The organism is Streptomyces sp. HUAS 15-9, assembly GCF_025642155.1.
Lineage (GTDB): Bacteria > Actinomycetota > Actinomycetes > Streptomycetales > Streptomycetaceae > Streptomyces.
Genome location: NZ_CP106798.1, coordinates 6,153,179 through 6,169,027 on the forward strand (window position 1 = coordinate 6,153,179; position 15,849 = coordinate 6,169,027).

Sequence of the window (15,849 nt, forward strand, 5' to 3'; positions counted from 1 at the left end):
TAATCCGCTTCGGGTACCCTCCGCAGTCTTCCAAACGCGGTGCGTGCGCCTTTCGCCGCTGATCGTCACGGAGCGTAGAGAAGCTATGTCCCTGAGTGACGAGACTGGTGTATCGTCCCGACAGGGGTTGCGCCGCGCACCGTTCGGCGCCGGGGATGGACATTTCAGATATGTGAGGGGGGCGACGGGCGATGCACGGCCTATGGACGAACGATCCGACGCGGCGGAGTCGCCGGCGGCGACCCTGGCGCACGACCGCGCGCAGACGCGGCCACCACAGCAGCCATCACCACAGCAGCCATCACCACCACAAGCCCAGCGGACGCAGGAGGCATGCGCACCCAGCGCCCCGGAGCCCGAGGGACCCGGGAGCGACGCGGACCGGGAGCACCCGGTGAGCCCGCCGCCCGCAGTGCCGACCGCCCTCAACGGGACGCTGCGGGCGCAGCCTCCGTCGAGGACGCCGCTGACCCGGCCGCCGGCTCTCGGCGGCGGGTCCGGCCTGGTCCACCAACTCGTCCTGGCCCTGGTGAGCGCGGGATACGCCGTCGGTTCCGCGCTCGGCTGGGGTTCGAACGAAGTCGCGCTGATCATGGGTGACTTCGGACTGACCGCCGCGGCGGGCACCGCCGCCGTCTCGTGCTTCCTCTACGCGCGCACACCCCGGATCCGCTTTCGACCCGCCTGGCTGCTGTTCGCCCTCTCCTCGGCGATGGCGGCCCTGGGCAACGCGGTCTGGGGGTGGTACGAGGTCGTCCTGGACGAGCCCGTACCCAGCCCCAGTTACGCCGATCTGTTCTTCCTGTGCTTCGCGCCGCCCGCGATCGTGGGGCTGCTGGTGCTCGCCAAGCGGCCGGTGACGAAGGCGGGATGGATCTGCCTGGCGCTCGATGCCTGGCTGATCGGCGGCTCGCTGCTGACCCTCTCCTGGAGCCTGGCGCTCGCCCAGGCGGCCAGGTTCGACGGGCCGAGCGTGGCGCACACCGCGCTGTCGCTGGCGTATCCGCTGCTCGACATCGCCCTGGTCAGCATGGTGCTCGCGCTGCACTTCCGGCGCTCGCCGGGCAACCGCACGGCGGTCAACACCGCCATCGGCGCGCTCGCCCTGACCGTGATGTGCGACGCCCTGTTCACCTCGCCGCTGCTGCACAGCAGCTACCACTCCGGCCAGCTGCTCGACGCGGGCTGGTTCGCCGGTTCACTGCTCCTCGCCTACGCGCCCTGGGCCGCACCCTGGCGGCCTGGCCCGCCGGAGCCCGAGCGACCGGGCGGCGACGGGCACACGCGCGTGGTCCACGAGCACGTGCCCGGCCAGCGTGCGGCCGGGCATCCGCAGGCCGGCTGTCTGCCGGTCGACCATCCGCAGGCCGACCACCCGCAGGCCGGTCACCCGCAGGTGCCCCCGCCCGCTCAGGGGGGTGATCACAGCCGGTATCCGGCCGGCCGGCCCATCACCGGCTCGCTGGCCGCGCTCACCCCGTATCTGGCCGCGGCCGTGTGCACGCTGGGCATCCTGTACAACGTCCTCAACGGCCGCAGTCCCGACCACGTAGTGCTCATCACCGCCGGTGCCGTCGTGCTCGCGCTCGTCGTGCGCCAGGGCATCATGCTGCTCGACAACATCACGCTCACCCAGGAACTGGCCCAGAAGGAGAACCACTTCCGCTCCCTGGTCCAGGGCTCCAGCGACGTCATCATGATCGCCGCGCCCAACGGCATCCTCCGCTACGTCTCCCCGGCCGCCGCCGGGGTCTACGGCCGGCCCGCGGAGGACCTGGTGGGCACCGAGCTGGCCACTCTCATCCACCCGGAGGATCTGGGCTGCGTGGTGCACGAGGTGCGCCGGTTCCTCGCCGCCAGCCCCCTGGAGGAACCCACCACCCGCATCGAGTGCCGGTTCCGGTCCGGCGGTGGGGGAGGCTGGCTCAACGTCGAGTCCACGGTCAACCGCCACCACGGCGGCCTCATCTTCAACAGCCGGGACGTGACCGAGAGGGTGCGGCTGCAGGCGCAGCTCCAGCACAACGCCGAGCACGACCCGCTCACGGACCTGCCCAACCGCGCGCTGTTCACCCAGCGCGTGCAGCAGGCCGTGTCCGGCCGCCGCGCCTCCGACCGCGGCGCCCATCTGCGCGGCACCGCCGTCCTCTTCATCGACCTGGACGGATTCAAGGCCGTCAACGACACGATCGGGCACCAGGCCGGGGACGAACTGCTCGTCCAGGCCGCCCGCAGACTCCACGACGCGGTGCGGCACGGCGACACCGCCTCCCGGCTGGGCGGCGACGAGTTCGCGGCCCTGATCGTCGGGGACGGCACCCGTGACCGCAGTGCCCGGGAGCGGCACATCCTGGAGCTCGCCGACCGCCTCAGGCTGACCCTCTCCCAGCCGTATCTGATTGACGGCAACGATGTCCGTGTCAACGCCTCCATCGGCGTCGCCTTCGCCGAGCCGGGCCTGGGCGCGGGCGAGTTGCTGCGCAACGCCGACCTCGCCATGTACCGCGCCAAGTCGGCCGGAAAGGGCCGGGTCGAGCTGTACAAGCCCCAGATGCAGCAGGACGTCGTACGGAAGGCGGAGCTGGCCACGCGCCTGCGTGCCGCGCTGCACGACGGCGAGTTCGCCCTGCTGCACCAGCCGGTGGTGTGCCTGGCCGACGGCCGGATCACGGCGGTCTCCGCGCAGGCGCGCTGGCGCTCCTCCCAGGGAGTGCTGTTCACCCCGGCCGAGTTCCTGCGGGTCGCCGAGGACAGCGACAAGGCCTCCGAACTGGACCGCTGGATCCTGGAGGAGGCCGTGGAGCAGGCCGCCGAGCGCGCCGCGACGGGGCTCACCGTGCCCGTGGGCGTGCGTATGTCCGCCCGGCGGCTGCTCGACCGGTCGATGCCGCTCGGCTCGGTGGAGGCCCTGCTCACCCGGCACGGGCTGCCCTCCGGCGCGCTGGTGATCGAGCTGTCCGACACCGACCCACGGGTCTCCCTGGACGAGCTGGAGCGGCGTCTCGGCGCCCTCAAGCGGCTGGGAGTCCGGATCGCGCTGGACGGCTTCGGCAGCGGCTACGCGGCGATCACCGCCCTGCGGCGGCTCCCCGTCGACGTGCTGAAACTCGACCGCAGCCTGGTCGAGGGCGTCGTCGAGTCCGCGCGGCTGCACAAGATCACCAATGGGCTGCTGCGCATCGCCGCCGACCTGGGCATGCAGTCCGTGGCCGAGGGCGTCGACCTCCCGGAGCAGGTGGTCGCGCTGCGCTCGATGGGCTGCACGCACGGGCAGGGCATGGCGTTCGCCGGACCGCTCGACGAGTACCGCCTGCGCCGGGCGCTCGGATCCGGCCATTATCCGGTTCCGCTGGGACCGGCCGAGCCGGCGTTCGCGGGCGGCGGCGCGGGGGTGTACACAAGTGGTGTGCCCGCTGTCTTCGGAGGCGGAAGTGCCCTTCGCTCACATAATGAGACTCCCGTCCCACCCACTTGACACGTGGTGCGCGTCGGGGGGAGGGTCAGTGCCATGCGCACCCGAATTCTCGTACTTGGACAGCGCGTCGGCTGACCTGGGGCCCACCGGAGGACGATCCGGAAACCCCAGCGACCACACCGGCGCGCTCCCCTCGCTTGCCTTTTGGCACGAGGGGTTTTTTGTTGCACCAGCACCATCCGTACGGACGTACAAACCCGTACGAACCTCGCGAAAACCCTCAGCATCGAGAAGAGAATGCCGATGACCGAGCAGGCCCCCGGGGCCCACCATCCGCAGCCGCGGCCCCGTTCCGGACAGCAGTCCGCGACCGTCGAGCACGTCACGGGTGCGCAGTCCCTCATCCGTTCGCTCGAGGAGGTCGGCGCTGACACGGTATTCGGCATTCCCGGCGGCGCGATCCTGCCGGCGTACGACCCGCTGATGGACTCCACCAGGGTCCGCCACGTCCTGGTCCGCCACGAGCAGGGCGCAGGTCACGCGGCCACGGGCTATGCGCAGGCCACCGGCAAGGTCGGCGTCTGCATGGCGACCTCGGGCCCGGGTGCGACGAACCTGGTCACGCCGATCGCCGACGCGCACATGGACTCGGTGCCGCTCGTGGCGATCACCGGCCAGGTCGCGTCCAAGGCGATCGGCACGGACGCCTTCCAGGAGGCGGACATCGTCGGCATCACGATGCCCGTCACCAAGCACAACTTCCTCGTCACCAAGGCCGAGGACATCCCGCGGGTGATCGCGCAGGCGTTCCACATCGCCTCCACCGGACGCCCCGGCCCGGTCCTGGTCGACATCGCCAAGGACGCCCTCCAGGCGAAGACCACCTTCTCCTGGCCTCCCGTCATGGACCTGCCCGGCTACCGGCCCGTCACCAAGCCGCACGCCAAGCAGATCCGCGAGGCCGCCAAGCTGATCACCTCCGCCAGGCGGCCCGTCCTCTACGTCGGCGGCGGTGTCCTCAAGGCACACGCCACCGCGGAGCTCAAGGTTCTCGCCGAGCTCACCGGAGCGCCCGTCACCACCACCCTGATGGCGCTCGGCGCGTTCCCCGACAGCCACCCGCTGCACGTGGGAATGCCGGGCATGCACGGTTCGGTCACCGCCGTCACCGCGCTGCAGAAGGCCGACCTGATCGTCGCCCTCGGAGCCCGCTTCGACGACCGCGTCACCGGCAAGCTGGACAGCTTCGCCCCGTACGCCAAGATCGTCCACGCCGACATCGACCCCGCCGAGATCGGCAAGAACCGCGAGGCCGACGTGCCGATCGTCGGTGACGCCCGCGAGGTCCTCGCCGATCTGATCCAGGCCGTCCAGAAGGAGCACAGCGAGGGCCGCAAGGGCGACTACACCGCCTGGTGGAAGGACCTCAGCCGCTGGCGCGACACCTACCCGCTCGGCTACGACCAGCCCGAGGACGGCTCGCTGTCCCCGCAGCAGGTCATCGAGCGCATCGGCCGGCTCGCCCCGGAGGGCACGATCTTCGCGGCGGGCGTCGGCCAGCACCAGATGTGGGCCGCGCACTTCATCCAGTACGAGAAGCCCGCCACCTGGCTGAACTCCGGCGGCGCCGGGACGATGGGCTACGCGGTCCCGGCCGCGATGGGCGCCAAGGCCGGCGTGCCGGACCGCGCGGTCTGGGCGATCGACGGCGACGGCTGCTTCCAGATGACCAATCAGGAACTCACCACCTGCGCCCTGAACAACATCCCGATCAAGGTCGCCATCATCAACAACGGCGCCCTCGGGATGGTCCGCCAGTGGCAGACCCTGTTCTACAACCAGCGTTACTCCAACACCGTCCTGCACAGCGGCCCGAACGACGTCAACCCGGCCGCCCGGGGCACCCGCGTCCCCGACTTCGTGAAGCTGTCGGAGGCCATGGGCTGCTACGCGATCCGCTGTGAGAGCCCGGAGGACCTGGACAAGGTCATCGAAGAGGCGAACTCCATCAACGACCGCCCGGTCGTCGTCGACTTCATCGTCCACGAGGACGCGATGGTGTGGCCGATGGTCGCCGCCGGCACCTCCAACGACGAGATCATGGCCGCCCGGGACGTCCGCCCCGACTTCGGCGACAACGAAGACGACTGAGCGAGGAAGACCACAGAGAAATGTCCAAGCACACGCTCTCCGTCCTGGTGGAGAACACGCCGGGCATCCTGGCCCGGATCGCCGCCCTCTTCTCGCGCCGTGGCTTCAACATCGACTCGCTCGCGGTCGGCGTCACCGAGCACCCCGACATCTCCCGCATCACCATCGTGGTGAACGTCGAGGACCTGCCGCTGGAGCAGGTCACCAAGCAGCTCAACAAGCTCGTCAACGTGCTGAAGATCGTCGAGCTGGAGCCCGCGCAGGCCGTTCAGCGCGAACTCGTTCTGGTGAAGGTGCGCGCCGACAACGAGACGCGCTCCCAGATCGTCGAGATCGTCCAGCTGTTCCGTGCCAAGACCGTCGACGTCTCCCCGGAGGCCGTGACCGTCGAGGCCACCGGAAGCAGCGACAAGCTGACCGCCATGCTCAAGATGCTGGAGCCGTACGGCATCAAGGAGCTGGTCCAGTCCGGCACGATCGCGATCGGCCGCGGCGCCCGCTCGATCACGGACCGCTCGCTGCGCGCTCTGGACCGATCCGCGTAAGGCTGGGTACGGGCGGTTTCGCGCCGCCCGTATGCCGAGACCCCGAAACGTCACTTCCGCCCGCCGTCATACGGTGGGAGCAACATCTGCACACCAAGGAGAGAACCCAAAGTGGCCGAGCTGTTCTACGACGCCGACGCCGACCTGTCCATCATCCAGGGCCGCAAGGTCGCGGTCATCGGCTACGGCAGCCAGGGCCACGCGCACGCCCTGTCGCTGCGCGACTCCGGTGTCGACGTCCGTGTCGGTCTGCACGAGGGCTCCAAGTCGAAGACCAAGGCCGAGGAGCAGGGTCTGCGCGTGGTGAGCCCGGCCGAGGCCGCCGCCGAGGCCGACGTCATCATGATCCTCATCCCGGACCCGATCCAGGCCCAGGTCTACGAGGAGTCCATCGCCCCGAACCTGAAGGACGGCGACGCGCTGTTCTTCGCCCACGGCTTCAACATCCGCTTCGGCTTCATCAAGCCCCCGGCCGGCGTGGACGTCGCCCTGGTCGCCCCGAAGGGCCCGGGCCACCTGGTCCGCCGCCAGTACGAGGAGGGCCGCGGCGTTCCGGCGATCGCCGCCGTCGAGCAGGACGCCACGGGTAACGCCTTCGACCTGGCGCTGTCGTACGCCAAGGCGATCGGCGGCACCCGCGCCGGCGTCATCAAGACGACCTTCACCGAGGAGACCGAGACCGACCTGTTCGGTGAGCAGGCCGTGCTGTGCGGTGGCACCTCCGCCCTGGTCAAGGCCGGCTTCGAGACCCTCGTCGAGGCGGGCTACCAGCCGGAGATCGCCTACTTCGAGTGCCTGCACGAGCTGAAGCTGATCGTCGACCTCATGTACGAGGGCGGCCTGGAGAAGATGCGCTGGTCCGTCTCCGAGACCGCCGAGTGGGGCGACTACGTCACCGGCCCGCGCATCATCACGGCCGCCACCAAGGCCGAGATGAAGCAGGTCCTCGCCGAGATCCAGGACGGCACCTTCGCCCAGAACTGGATGGACGAGTACCACGGCGGTCTGAAGAAGTACAACGAGTACAAGACCCAGGACTCCGAGCACCTGCTGGAGACCACCGGCAAGCAGCTGCGCAAGCTGATGAGCTGGGTGAACGAGGAGGCGTAGGCCTCAGGGCCGGGGCCGGGGCGAAAAGCTCCGGCCCCGTTGTCCATCCCGTCCAGCCCCGGACGGGTGATCCTTCCGCAGAGGCGCATGATGACCTCAGCCGCACAACTACACTGCTGCTCAACAAACGCGTCAGGCCCACAGCGTCGTGCGTCTTCCGCGGCTAGCCCCTCCTCCGCCTGCGGCCGTCGGGACGGCCGTCCGCATGCTTTGGACTTGTGAGGACCTCACGTGAGCTCGAAACCTGTCGTACTCATCGCTGAAGAGCTGTCGCCCGCGACCGTGGACGCACTCGGCCCCGACTTCGAGATCCGGCACTGCAACGGCGCGGACCGCGCCGAACTGCTCCCGGCCATCGCCGAGGTGGACGCGATCCTGATCCGTTCCGCCACCAAGGTCGACGCCGAGGCGATCGCCGCCGCCAAGAAGCTGAAGGTCGTCGCGCGTGCCGGCGTCGGCCTGGACAACGTCGACGTCTCGTCCGCCACCAAGGCCGGCGTGATGGTCGTCAACGCCCCCACCTCCAACATCGTGACCGCCGCCGAGCTGGCCTGCGGTCTGATCGTCGCCACCGCCCGCAACATCCCGCAGGCCAACGCCGCGCTGAAGAACGGCGAGTGGAAGCGCAGCAAGTACACGGGCGTGGAGCTGGCCGAGAAGACGCTGGGCGTCGTGGGTCTGGGCCGCATCGGTGCCCTCGTCGCGCAGCGCATGTCCGCGTTCGGCATGAAGGTCGTCGCGTACGACCCCTACGTCCAGCCCGCGCGCGCGGCGCAGATGGGCGTGAAGGTCCTCTCGCTGGACGAGCTGCTCGAGGTCGCCGACTTCATCACCGTGCACCTGCCGAAGACCCCCGAGACCCTCGGCCTCATCGGCGAGGACGCGCTGCGCAAGGTCAAGCCGAGCGTGCGCATCGTCAACGCCGCGCGCGGCGGGATCGTCGACGAGGAGGCGCTGTACTCGGCGCTCAAGGAGGGCCGCGTCGCGGGCGCCGGTCTGGACGTCTACGCGAAGGAGCCGTGCACCGACTCCCCGCTGTTCCAGTTCGACCAGGTCGTGTGCACCCCGCACCTCGGCGCCTCCACCGACGAGGCCCAGGAGAAGGCGGGCATCGCCGTCGCCAAGTCCGTCCGCCTCGCCCTCGCCGGCGAGCTGGTGCCGGACGCGGTGAACGTGCAGGGCGGTGTCATCGCCGAGGACGTCAAGCCGGGGCTGCCGCTCGCCGAGCGCCTCGGCCGCATCTTCACCGCGCTCGCGGGCGAGGTCGCGGTCCGCCTCGACGTCGAGGTGTACGGCGAGATCACCCAGCACGATGTGAAGGTGCTGGAGCTGTCCGCGCTCAAGGGCGTCTTCGAGGACGTCGTCGACGAGACGGTGTCGTACGTCAACGCGCCGCTGTTCGCCCAGGAGCGCGGGGTCGAGGTCCGGCTGACCACCAGCTCCGAGGCGACGGACCACCGTAACGTGGTGACCGTGCGCGGCACGCTCGGCAACGGCGAGGAGGTGTCGGTCTCGGGCACCCTGGCCGGCCCCAAGCACCTCCAGAAGATCGTCGCGGTCGGCGACTACGACGTGGACCTCGCGCTCGCCGAGCACATGGCCGTCCTGCGCTACGAGGACCGTCCGGGTGTCGTCGGCACGGTCGGCCGCATCCTCGGCGAGGCGGGCATCAACATCGCCGGTATGCAGGTCGCCCGCGCGGTGGCCGGCGGCGAGGCGCTGGCGGTACTGACGGTCGACGACACGGTGGGCGCCACCGTGCTGGCCGAGGTCGCCGACGAGATCGGGGCGACGTTCGCCCGTTCGGTGAACCTGGTCTGAGCGACCGGGGCCCGAACAGCCCTGCGCACCAACGCCGGGCGGGCTGAGAGATCGTCTCTCAGCCCGCCCGGCGTCTTGTGTTCCAGGCGTCCTGTTCGTCGCCTGCCTCACACGCTTCAGGCGTCCGGCTTGTCGCCGCCGCCGATCCTGCGCAGCGTCGCCGCCGAGGCGATCGCCGCTGCCGCCAGCACCACCGTCCCGCCGATCGCCGCCGCGTGCATCCCGCTGGTGAACGCCTGGCGTGCCGTCGTGGCCAGGGCCCTGCCCGTGTCGCCGGGGAGATGACCGGCGATCGCCAGGGCGCCGCCCAGGGTCTCCCTGGCCTCGGCGGGGGCCGGCGCCGGGATGTCGTGGCGGTAGACGGCCGTACCGATGGAGCCGAGGACCGCCATCCCGAGGGCGCCGCCGAACTCCGCGCCGGTCTCCAGGAGGGAGGACGCGGCGCCCGCCCGCTCGACCGGGGCGGCCCCCATGGCGAGGTCGGTCATCTGGGACATCACCATGACGATGCCGGAGGCGAGCACGCCGGCCGCCGCGAGGGACAGCCACAGGGAGTCCGTGCCGGTGAGGACCAGCATCGCGTACCCGGCCGCCGCGGTCGCGAAGCCCGCCGCGACGACGTAGCCGCGGTTGACGCCCTTCTGCACCAGTGCGGTCGCGAGCGGGGCCGCCATGCCGATCGGCACCGAGGGGAGCAGCGCCCACAGGGCCGCCTCCATCGCGCTCTTGCCGAGCACCGACTGCAGGTACTGCGTGGTGAAGAACGCCGAGCCCATCATGCCGAAGGCGGAGACGAGGTTCAGCAGGACGGCCGGGGCGAAGCCGTGGCCGCGGAACAGGGCCGGGGAGATCATCGGGGAGTCCGCGGTGCGCTGGCGGTGGACGAAGAGGGCCGCGAACAGCAGGCCGAGCGTGATCGAGACGACGTACTGCGGGTGCCAGCCCTGCGAGGGGATCTCCTTCAGGCCGTAGATCACGGGGAGCACGGCGGCCATCGACAGCGGGACGCTCAGCCAGTCGAAGCGGCCGGGCTCGGGGTTCCTGGACTCGGGGAGCAGGACCGGGCCGAGGACCAGGAGCAGTGCCATCGCGGGCAGGTTGACCAGGAAGACCGAGCCCCACCAGAAGTACTGGACCAGCACACCGCTCATCACCGAGCCCAGTGCGATACCCGCCGTCATCACGCCGGACCAGATGCCGATCGCCTTGGCGCGCTGGCCGGGGTCGGTGAACATCGTGCGCAGCAGCGCCATGGTCGAGGGCATCAGGGTCGCGCCGCCGATGCCGAGGACCGCGCGGGCGGCGATCAGGGTCTCCGCGCTGTTCGCGTACGCCGCCACCAGTGAGGCGGTGCCGAAGGCGGCCGCGCCCAGCAGGAGCAGTTTGCGGCGGCCGATGCGGTCGCCCAGCGAGCCCATCGTCATCAGCAGGCCGGCCAGTACGAACGCGTAGATGTCGAAGATCCACAGCTGCTGTGTGCCGCTCGGCTCCAGGCCGGCGCTGATCGCGGGGATCGCGAAGTAGAGGACCGAGACGTCCATCGAGACCAGCAGCAGCGGAAGCATCAGCACACCGAGCGCCGTCCATTCGCGGCGGCCGGCACGGGCGGTCGGGGTCGTGGTGGTGCTCGTCGTGTCTGTCATGACGGTGAATGTACAAGCGTCTTAAACGATTGTCTAGAACGCTTGTATAAGTCATGCGTGTAGGACGGCTGTATGGATCGGCGATAGGCTGGCCATCATGGGACACCGTGAGGATCTGCTCGAAGGCGCCAAGCGTTGCCTGCTGGAGAAGGGGTTCGCGCGCACCACGGCGCGCGACATCGTCAAGGAGTCGGGGACGAACCTGGCCTCGATCGGCTATCACTACGGCTCGAAGGACGCGTTGCTGGCACAGGCGTACATCGCGCTGGTGGAGGAGATGTCCTTCGAGGGCGACGGGGACGCCGGGCTCAGCGGTGCGCCCGGCTCGCTGGAGCGGTTCCGCGAGGTGTGGTCGAACATCGCCGACTCCATGCGGGACCCCGGCTCCATCTGGCGGCTCAGCATGGAGGTCATGACCATCGACCTGCCCGAGGTGCGCGACCATCTGGCCCGCGCCCAGCGGGAGGGCGGGCGCGGCCTGGTCGCCCTGCTCATGGGTGTCCCGGAGGAGGAGGTGTCGGACGAGACCGCCGACACCCTGGGCCGGTTCTACATGACCCTGATGACGGGCCTCATCGCCCAGTGGACCTTCGACCCGAAGACCGCACCGGACGGCGCATCGCTCACCGAGGGCCTGCGCCGGATCATCGAGGCCGCCACCAGGACGTGACGGGGCGTGGGGCTCCCCTGCCCTCGCCCGGCTGATCGAGTCCGGCCGCTACGACCGCCCTCCGCACCGCCTGCGTGCCCTCTGCGCGGCCCGCCGCAAAGCCCTGCGCGCCGCCCTCGACCGGCACGCCCTGGCCGCGCGGCTGACGGGTTCGGCCGCCGGCTTCCACCCGTGACCTGTCTCACGGGACCGACGACAGGAGGAGATCGCCGCCGCGGGGGACCTGCCGGCCGGGCCCCTCTAGATCCGGGCCCCCTTCAGCGCCATGTGCAGCAGCAGGCGGTCCTCGCCGTCGTCCAGGTCCAGGCCCGTCAGCTGCTCCACCCGGGACAGGCGGTAGTACAGCGTCTGGCGGTGGATGCCCAGTTCGGCGGCGGTGCGGCCGGCCTGGCCCGCGCGGTCGAGGTACACCTCGGCGGTGCGGGCCAGCTCCTGGTGGGCGGGGGCGAGCAGCGGGGCCACCGCCCCGTCGTGGGCCGCCTCGGCGGGCAGCGAGGTCAGCAGCCGGTACGGCCCGATCCGCGCCCACTCGGCCACTGGCCCGAACCGCGACTCCGCAAGCGCCGCCCGGGCCGCCCCGACCGCCTCGTGCCAGGCGGTCCCCAGCTCGGCGAGTCCGAGGCGCGGGGCGGCGATCCCGGCGGCCGCCGCGGAGCCCCTGCTCCCGCCCGCGCCGCCGACCCGCTCCAGCAGCCGTCCCGCCGTCGAGACCGCCGGGGTCACCGTGTCCGTCGAGCGCAGCCGCACCAGCAGGGCCAGTGACTGCGCGGACGTACCCCAGGGCACGGTGCACAGGGCCGTGGCGCCCGGCAGGGTACGTACCGACGGCGCGTCCTCGGGGTCGGCCGAGGGCCAGGGGGCCACGCACACCACCGTGTGCGGGCCGTCCGCGCGGGTACCGAGGGCCGTGCGCAGCTCGGCCACCGCCATGTCCCGCTGCCAGCCGGGCTCGGCCGTCAGCACCGCCCGCAGCTCCCGGGTGAGATCGGCTCCGGCCTGCGCCTCGTCCGCGAGCAGCGCGCCGATACGGACCGTGACCGCCATGGCCGCCGTCAGCTGCCGCTCGCTCGGGCCAGGATCGTCGTCCAGGAGCCAGACGTAACCGAGGACGACACCCCGATGGCGTACCGGAAGGCAGATGCGTCCCCGATACACCCCCGCCTCCGGGGTGGGCGGGATGCGGACGGGTCCCGTCGCCCGGGTGATGCCGAAGCCCTCGAACCACGTGCGGACCGCCGCCGTGGAGCGCCGGGTCAGGATCGAGCGGGTGCGGACCGGGTCCAGGGCCGAGGGGTCGAGCTCGCCCTCGCTGTCGTAGGCACCGAAGGCGATCAGCTCGAAGTCGCGGTTCTCCAGCGTCGCGGGCGCGTCCAGGAGCTCCGAGATCTCGTCGACCAGTTCCTGGTAGTCACCCTTGTAATCGGCCGTCACACGGGCATTCTCCCGCATTTCCGTACCGCCTTCATACAACTGTCTGAGATCCGGGGAACGGATGCGTGACAGCTGTCGATGGCAGACGATCGGAGGGATCCTTAGGTTTCACGGTGGTTCTCCGTGCCGTACCCAAAAAATCATCTGCTTCGGGTCGGCATTCCGTAGGTCTTGTTGTGGAGGTGCCCCGTGCTGGGTCCCGTGATTCTCGCCGCGTCGCGCAGCGACCGGATGCGTCGCCTGATCTCGGCGGCCCCGGTGACCAAGCAGGTCGTCGACCGCTTCATCCCGGGCGAGACCGTCGACGAGATCGTCCCGATCATCCAGGAGCTCACCACCAGGGGCCTGGAACTGACCATGGACGTCGTCGGCGAGGACATCACCACCCCCGGGCAGGCCACCGCCGCCCGGGACGCGTACCTGCAGCTCATCGAGCGCCTCGAGGACCTTCAGCTCGGCCCTAAGGTCGAGATGTCGGTCAAGCTCTCGATGTTCGGCCAAGCCCTCCCGTCGCCCACCACCGCCCTGATCGAAGGGCCCTCCGGGCCCACCCCTGCATTCCAGGGCGGCCACGAGCTCGCCCTGGAGAACGTCCGCCCGGTCGTCGAGGCCGCCGCCGCGATCGGCACCACGGTCACCCTCGACGCCGAGGACCACACCACCCTCGACTCGATGTTCGCCATCCACGAGGAGTTGCGGAAGGACTTCCCGCAGACCGGCTGCGTCATCCAGGCCTACCTCTTCCGCACCGAGGCTGACGCCCGCCGCCTCGCCGAGGCCGGCAGCCGGGTACGGCTCGTGAAGGGCGCGTACAAGGAGCCCGCCGAGGTCGCTTACCAGCAGAAGCACGAGATCGACAAGGCGTACGTCCGCATCCTGAAGACGCTGATGGAGGGCGAGGGGTACCCGATGATCGGCTCCCACGACCCCCGGCTGATCTCCATCGCCCAGGAGCTCGCCCACGAGGCCGGGCGCAAGATGGACGAGTACGAGTTCCAGATGCTCTACGGCATCCGCAGCGACGAGCACCTGCGCCTGGCCGCCGAGGGCCACCGCATGCGTGTCTACACCGCCTACGGCACCGACTGGTACGGCTACTTCATGCGGAGGCTCGCGGAGAAGCCGGCCAACCTCCGGTTCTTCCTCCGCTCGATGGTCAGCAAGGGGTGATGCGCTGGATGAGCCGCGACTGTCGGTCCCCGAGGAGTTTCGGAGACCAACAGCCGCCGCCCTGAGGTCGGCTGAGCCGGACCCAGATCCGTGTGGAAGGAGTTACGGATCTCGTGACTCCGCCCCCGAGGGGGCTTCTCACGAGCTCGCCGCAGCGAGTCCGTGATGGTCAAGCCCTAACCGCTGCTCACCATACGCAACCGCTTCGGCTCTCCCGTGCTGAAGCCCGAGAAACACTCGGAAGAGGTAACCGATGGACGCTGTGACCCAGGTCCCCACCCCCGTCAACGAGCCGGTGCACGGCTACGCCCCCGGCTCGCCCGAGCGTGCCCGGCTGGAGGCCAAGCTCAAGGAGCTGGCCGAGAACCCGATCGAGCTGCCGATGACCATCGGCGGGGAGAAGCGGATGGGCGGCGGCGAGGCCTTCCAGGTCGTCCAGCCGCACAACCACAAGGCCGTCATCGGCACGCTCCGCAACGCCACCCAGCAGGACGCGCGGGACGCCGTCGACGCCGCCCTCGCGGCCGCGCCGGCCTGGCGCGCGATGTCCTTCGACGACCGCGCGGCGATCATCCTGCGCGCCGCCGAACTGCTGGCCGGCCCCTGGCGCGAGACCATCGCCGCCTCCACCATGCTCGGCCAGTCCAAGACCGCCCAGCAGGCAGAGATCGACAGCCCCTGTGAGCTGGTCGACTTCTGGCGCTTCAACGTCCACTACGCCCGCCAGATCCTGGCCGAGCAGCCCCCGGCCAACTCCCCGGGCGTCTGGAACCGTCTGGACCACCGCCCGCTGGAGGGCTTCGTCTACGCGATCACGCCGTTCAACTTCAGCGCCATCGCCGCGAACCTGCCCACCGCGCCCGCGCTGATGGGCAACGTGGTGGTCTGGAAGCCGTCCCCGACGCAGACCCACGCCGCCGTGCTGCTGATGCAGCTGCTGGAGGAGGCCGGTCTGCCCAAGGGCGTCATCAACCTCGTCACCGGTGACGGCATCGAGGTCTCCAAGGTCACTCTCGAGCACCGTGACCTCGCCGGTATCCACTTCACCGGCTCGACCAGGACCTTCCAGTACCTGTGGAAGACGGTCGGCAACAACATCGAGAAGTACCGCTCCTACCCGCGTCTGGTCGGCGAGACCGGCGGCAAGGACTTCCTGGTCGCCCACCCGAGCGCCGACCGCGCCGTACTGAAGACCGCCCTGACCCGCGGTGCCTTCGAGTACCAGGGCCAGAAGTGCTCGGCCACCTCCCGCGCGTACATCCCGGCCTCCATCTGGAACTCGGGCTTCAAGGAGGAGTTCGCGGCCGAGGTCGACTACCTGACCATGGGTGACGTCACCGACCTGTCGAACTTCATCGGCGCCGTGATCGACGACCGTGCCTTCGCCAAGAACAAGGCCGCGATCGACCGCGCCAAGGAGGACCCGACCTGCACGATCGTCGCGGGCGGCACCTACGACGACTCGGTCGGCTACTTCGTCCGCCCGACGGTCGTGGAGTGCAGCGACCCGGCCAACGAGGTGTTCCGCACCGAGTACTTCGGCCCGTTCCTCGGCGTCCACGTCTACGAGGACGACAAGTACGACGAGATGCTGGAGCAGATGGAGTCGGTGTCCGACTACGCCCTCACCGGCTCGGTCATCTCCAACGACCGTGCGGCGGCCGCGTACACGATGGAGAAGCTGCGCTACGCGGCGGGCAACTTCTACATCAACGACAAGTCGACCGGCGCCGTCGTCGGCCAGCAGCCCTTCGGCGGCGGCCGCGCCTCCGGCACCAACGACAAGGCCGGCGCCCCGCAGAACCTGCTGCGCTGGACCCTGACCCGCGCCATCAAGGAGACGCTGGTCGCGCCGACCGACTACTCGTACCCGCACATGGGCTGACCGGCCCT

10 protein-coding genes are annotated in these 15,849 nt (G+C 70.2%); 8 read left to right on the forward strand and 2 right to left on the reverse strand.

Going from position 1 to position 15,849, the window contains the following annotated elements; genetic code table 11:
* Positions 1 to 394: 394 nt before the first annotated feature.
* The 5 genes from N8I87_RS28540 to serA all read left to right on the forward strand — a co-directional run bounded on the left by N8I87_RS28540 (position 395) and on the right by serA (position 9,042).
* On the forward strand, positions 395 to 3,475 hold the full coding sequence (locus N8I87_RS28540; protein ID WP_263216716.1) for a putative bifunctional diguanylate cyclase/phosphodiesterase: 3,081 nt from the start codon (positions 395 to 397) through the stop codon (positions 3,473 to 3,475).
* 243 nt (positions 3,476 to 3,718) lie between these two features.
* On the forward strand, positions 3,719 to 5,566 hold the full coding sequence (locus N8I87_RS28545) for an acetolactate synthase large subunit (protein WP_263213050.1): 1,848 nt from the start codon (positions 3,719 to 3,721) through the stop codon (positions 5,564 to 5,566).
* A gap of 20 nt (positions 5,567 to 5,586) precedes the next feature.
* Positions 5,587 to 6,111, forward strand: coding sequence for an acetolactate synthase small subunit (ilvN, locus tag N8I87_RS28550; RefSeq protein ID WP_263213052.1), 525 nt, complete (start codon positions 5,587 to 5,589; stop codon positions 6,109 to 6,111).
* A gap of 111 nt (positions 6,112 to 6,222) precedes the next feature.
* Positions 6,223 to 7,221, forward strand: coding sequence for a ketol-acid reductoisomerase (gene ilvC, locus N8I87_RS28555; protein ID WP_263213053.1), 999 nt, complete (start codon positions 6,223 to 6,225; stop codon positions 7,219 to 7,221).
* 231 nt (positions 7,222 to 7,452) lie between these two features.
* Entirely contained in the window at positions 7,453 to 9,042 is a 1,590-nt protein-coding gene (gene serA, locus N8I87_RS28560; protein WP_263213054.1) for a phosphoglycerate dehydrogenase, read from the forward strand.
* Between the two features lie 116 nt (positions 9,043 to 9,158).
* Here the strand turns inward: serA and N8I87_RS28565 are convergent, their stop codons facing one another.
* Complete coding sequence (locus N8I87_RS28565; RefSeq protein ID WP_263213056.1) at positions 9,159 to 10,685, reverse strand: MFS transporter; 1,527 nt, start codon at positions 10,683 to 10,685, stop codon at positions 9,159 to 9,161.
* Between the two features lie 97 nt (positions 10,686 to 10,782).
* Here N8I87_RS28565 and N8I87_RS28570 point away from each other — a divergent pair, with 97 nt between their 5' ends.
* Complete coding sequence (locus tag N8I87_RS28570; protein ID WP_263213058.1) at positions 10,783 to 11,355, forward strand: TetR/AcrR family transcriptional regulator; 573 nt, start codon at positions 10,783 to 10,785, stop codon at positions 11,353 to 11,355.
* 240 nt (positions 11,356 to 11,595) lie between these two features.
* Here N8I87_RS28570 and N8I87_RS28575 read toward each other — a convergent pair whose 3' ends face one another.
* On the reverse strand, positions 11,596 to 12,804 hold the full coding sequence (locus N8I87_RS28575) for a PucR family transcriptional regulator (RefSeq protein ID WP_263213060.1): 1,209 nt from the start codon (positions 12,802 to 12,804) through the stop codon (positions 11,596 to 11,598).
* Between the two features lie 171 nt (positions 12,805 to 12,975).
* Between N8I87_RS28575 and N8I87_RS28580 the strand changes: the two genes are divergently transcribed.
* Positions 12,976 to 13,956: a proline dehydrogenase family protein gene (locus tag N8I87_RS28580; protein ID WP_263213062.1), complete on the forward strand. Its 981-nt coding sequence runs from the start codon at positions 12,976 to 12,978 to the stop codon at positions 13,954 to 13,956.
* 253 nt (positions 13,957 to 14,209) lie between these two features.
* Positions 14,210 to 15,841 (forward strand): L-glutamate gamma-semialdehyde dehydrogenase, encoded by a 1,632-nt coding sequence (gene pruA, locus N8I87_RS28585; protein WP_263213063.1) that lies wholly within the window; start codon positions 14,210 to 14,212, stop codon positions 15,839 to 15,841.
* The last annotated feature ends 8 nt before the right edge of the window (positions 15,842 to 15,849 follow it).

What these genes read in the sequence shown, in the direction of transcription:
- N8I87_RS28570 (WP_263213058.1), top strand. Translation starts at nt 10,783, where the DNA reads ATGGGACACCGTGAGGATCTGCTCGAAGGCGCCAAGCGTTGCCTGCTG.
- ilvN (WP_263213052.1), top strand. Translation starts at nt 5,587, where the DNA reads ATGTCCAAGCACACGCTCTCCGTCCTGGTGGAGAACACGCCGGGCATC.
- N8I87_RS28575 (WP_263213060.1), bottom strand. Translation starts at nt 12,804, where the DNA reads ATGCGGGAGAATGCCCGTGTGACGGCCGATTACAAGGGTGACTACCAG.
- N8I87_RS28565 (WP_263213056.1), bottom strand. Translation starts at nt 10,685, where the DNA reads ATGACAGACACGACGAGCACCACCACGACCCCGACCGCCCGTGCCGGC.
- N8I87_RS28545 (WP_263213050.1), top strand. Translation starts at nt 3,719, where the DNA reads ATGACCGAGCAGGCCCCCGGGGCCCACCATCCGCAGCCGCGGCCCCGT.
- pruA (WP_263213063.1), top strand. Translation starts at nt 14,210, where the DNA reads ATGGACGCTGTGACCCAGGTCCCCACCCCCGTCAACGAGCCGGTGCAC.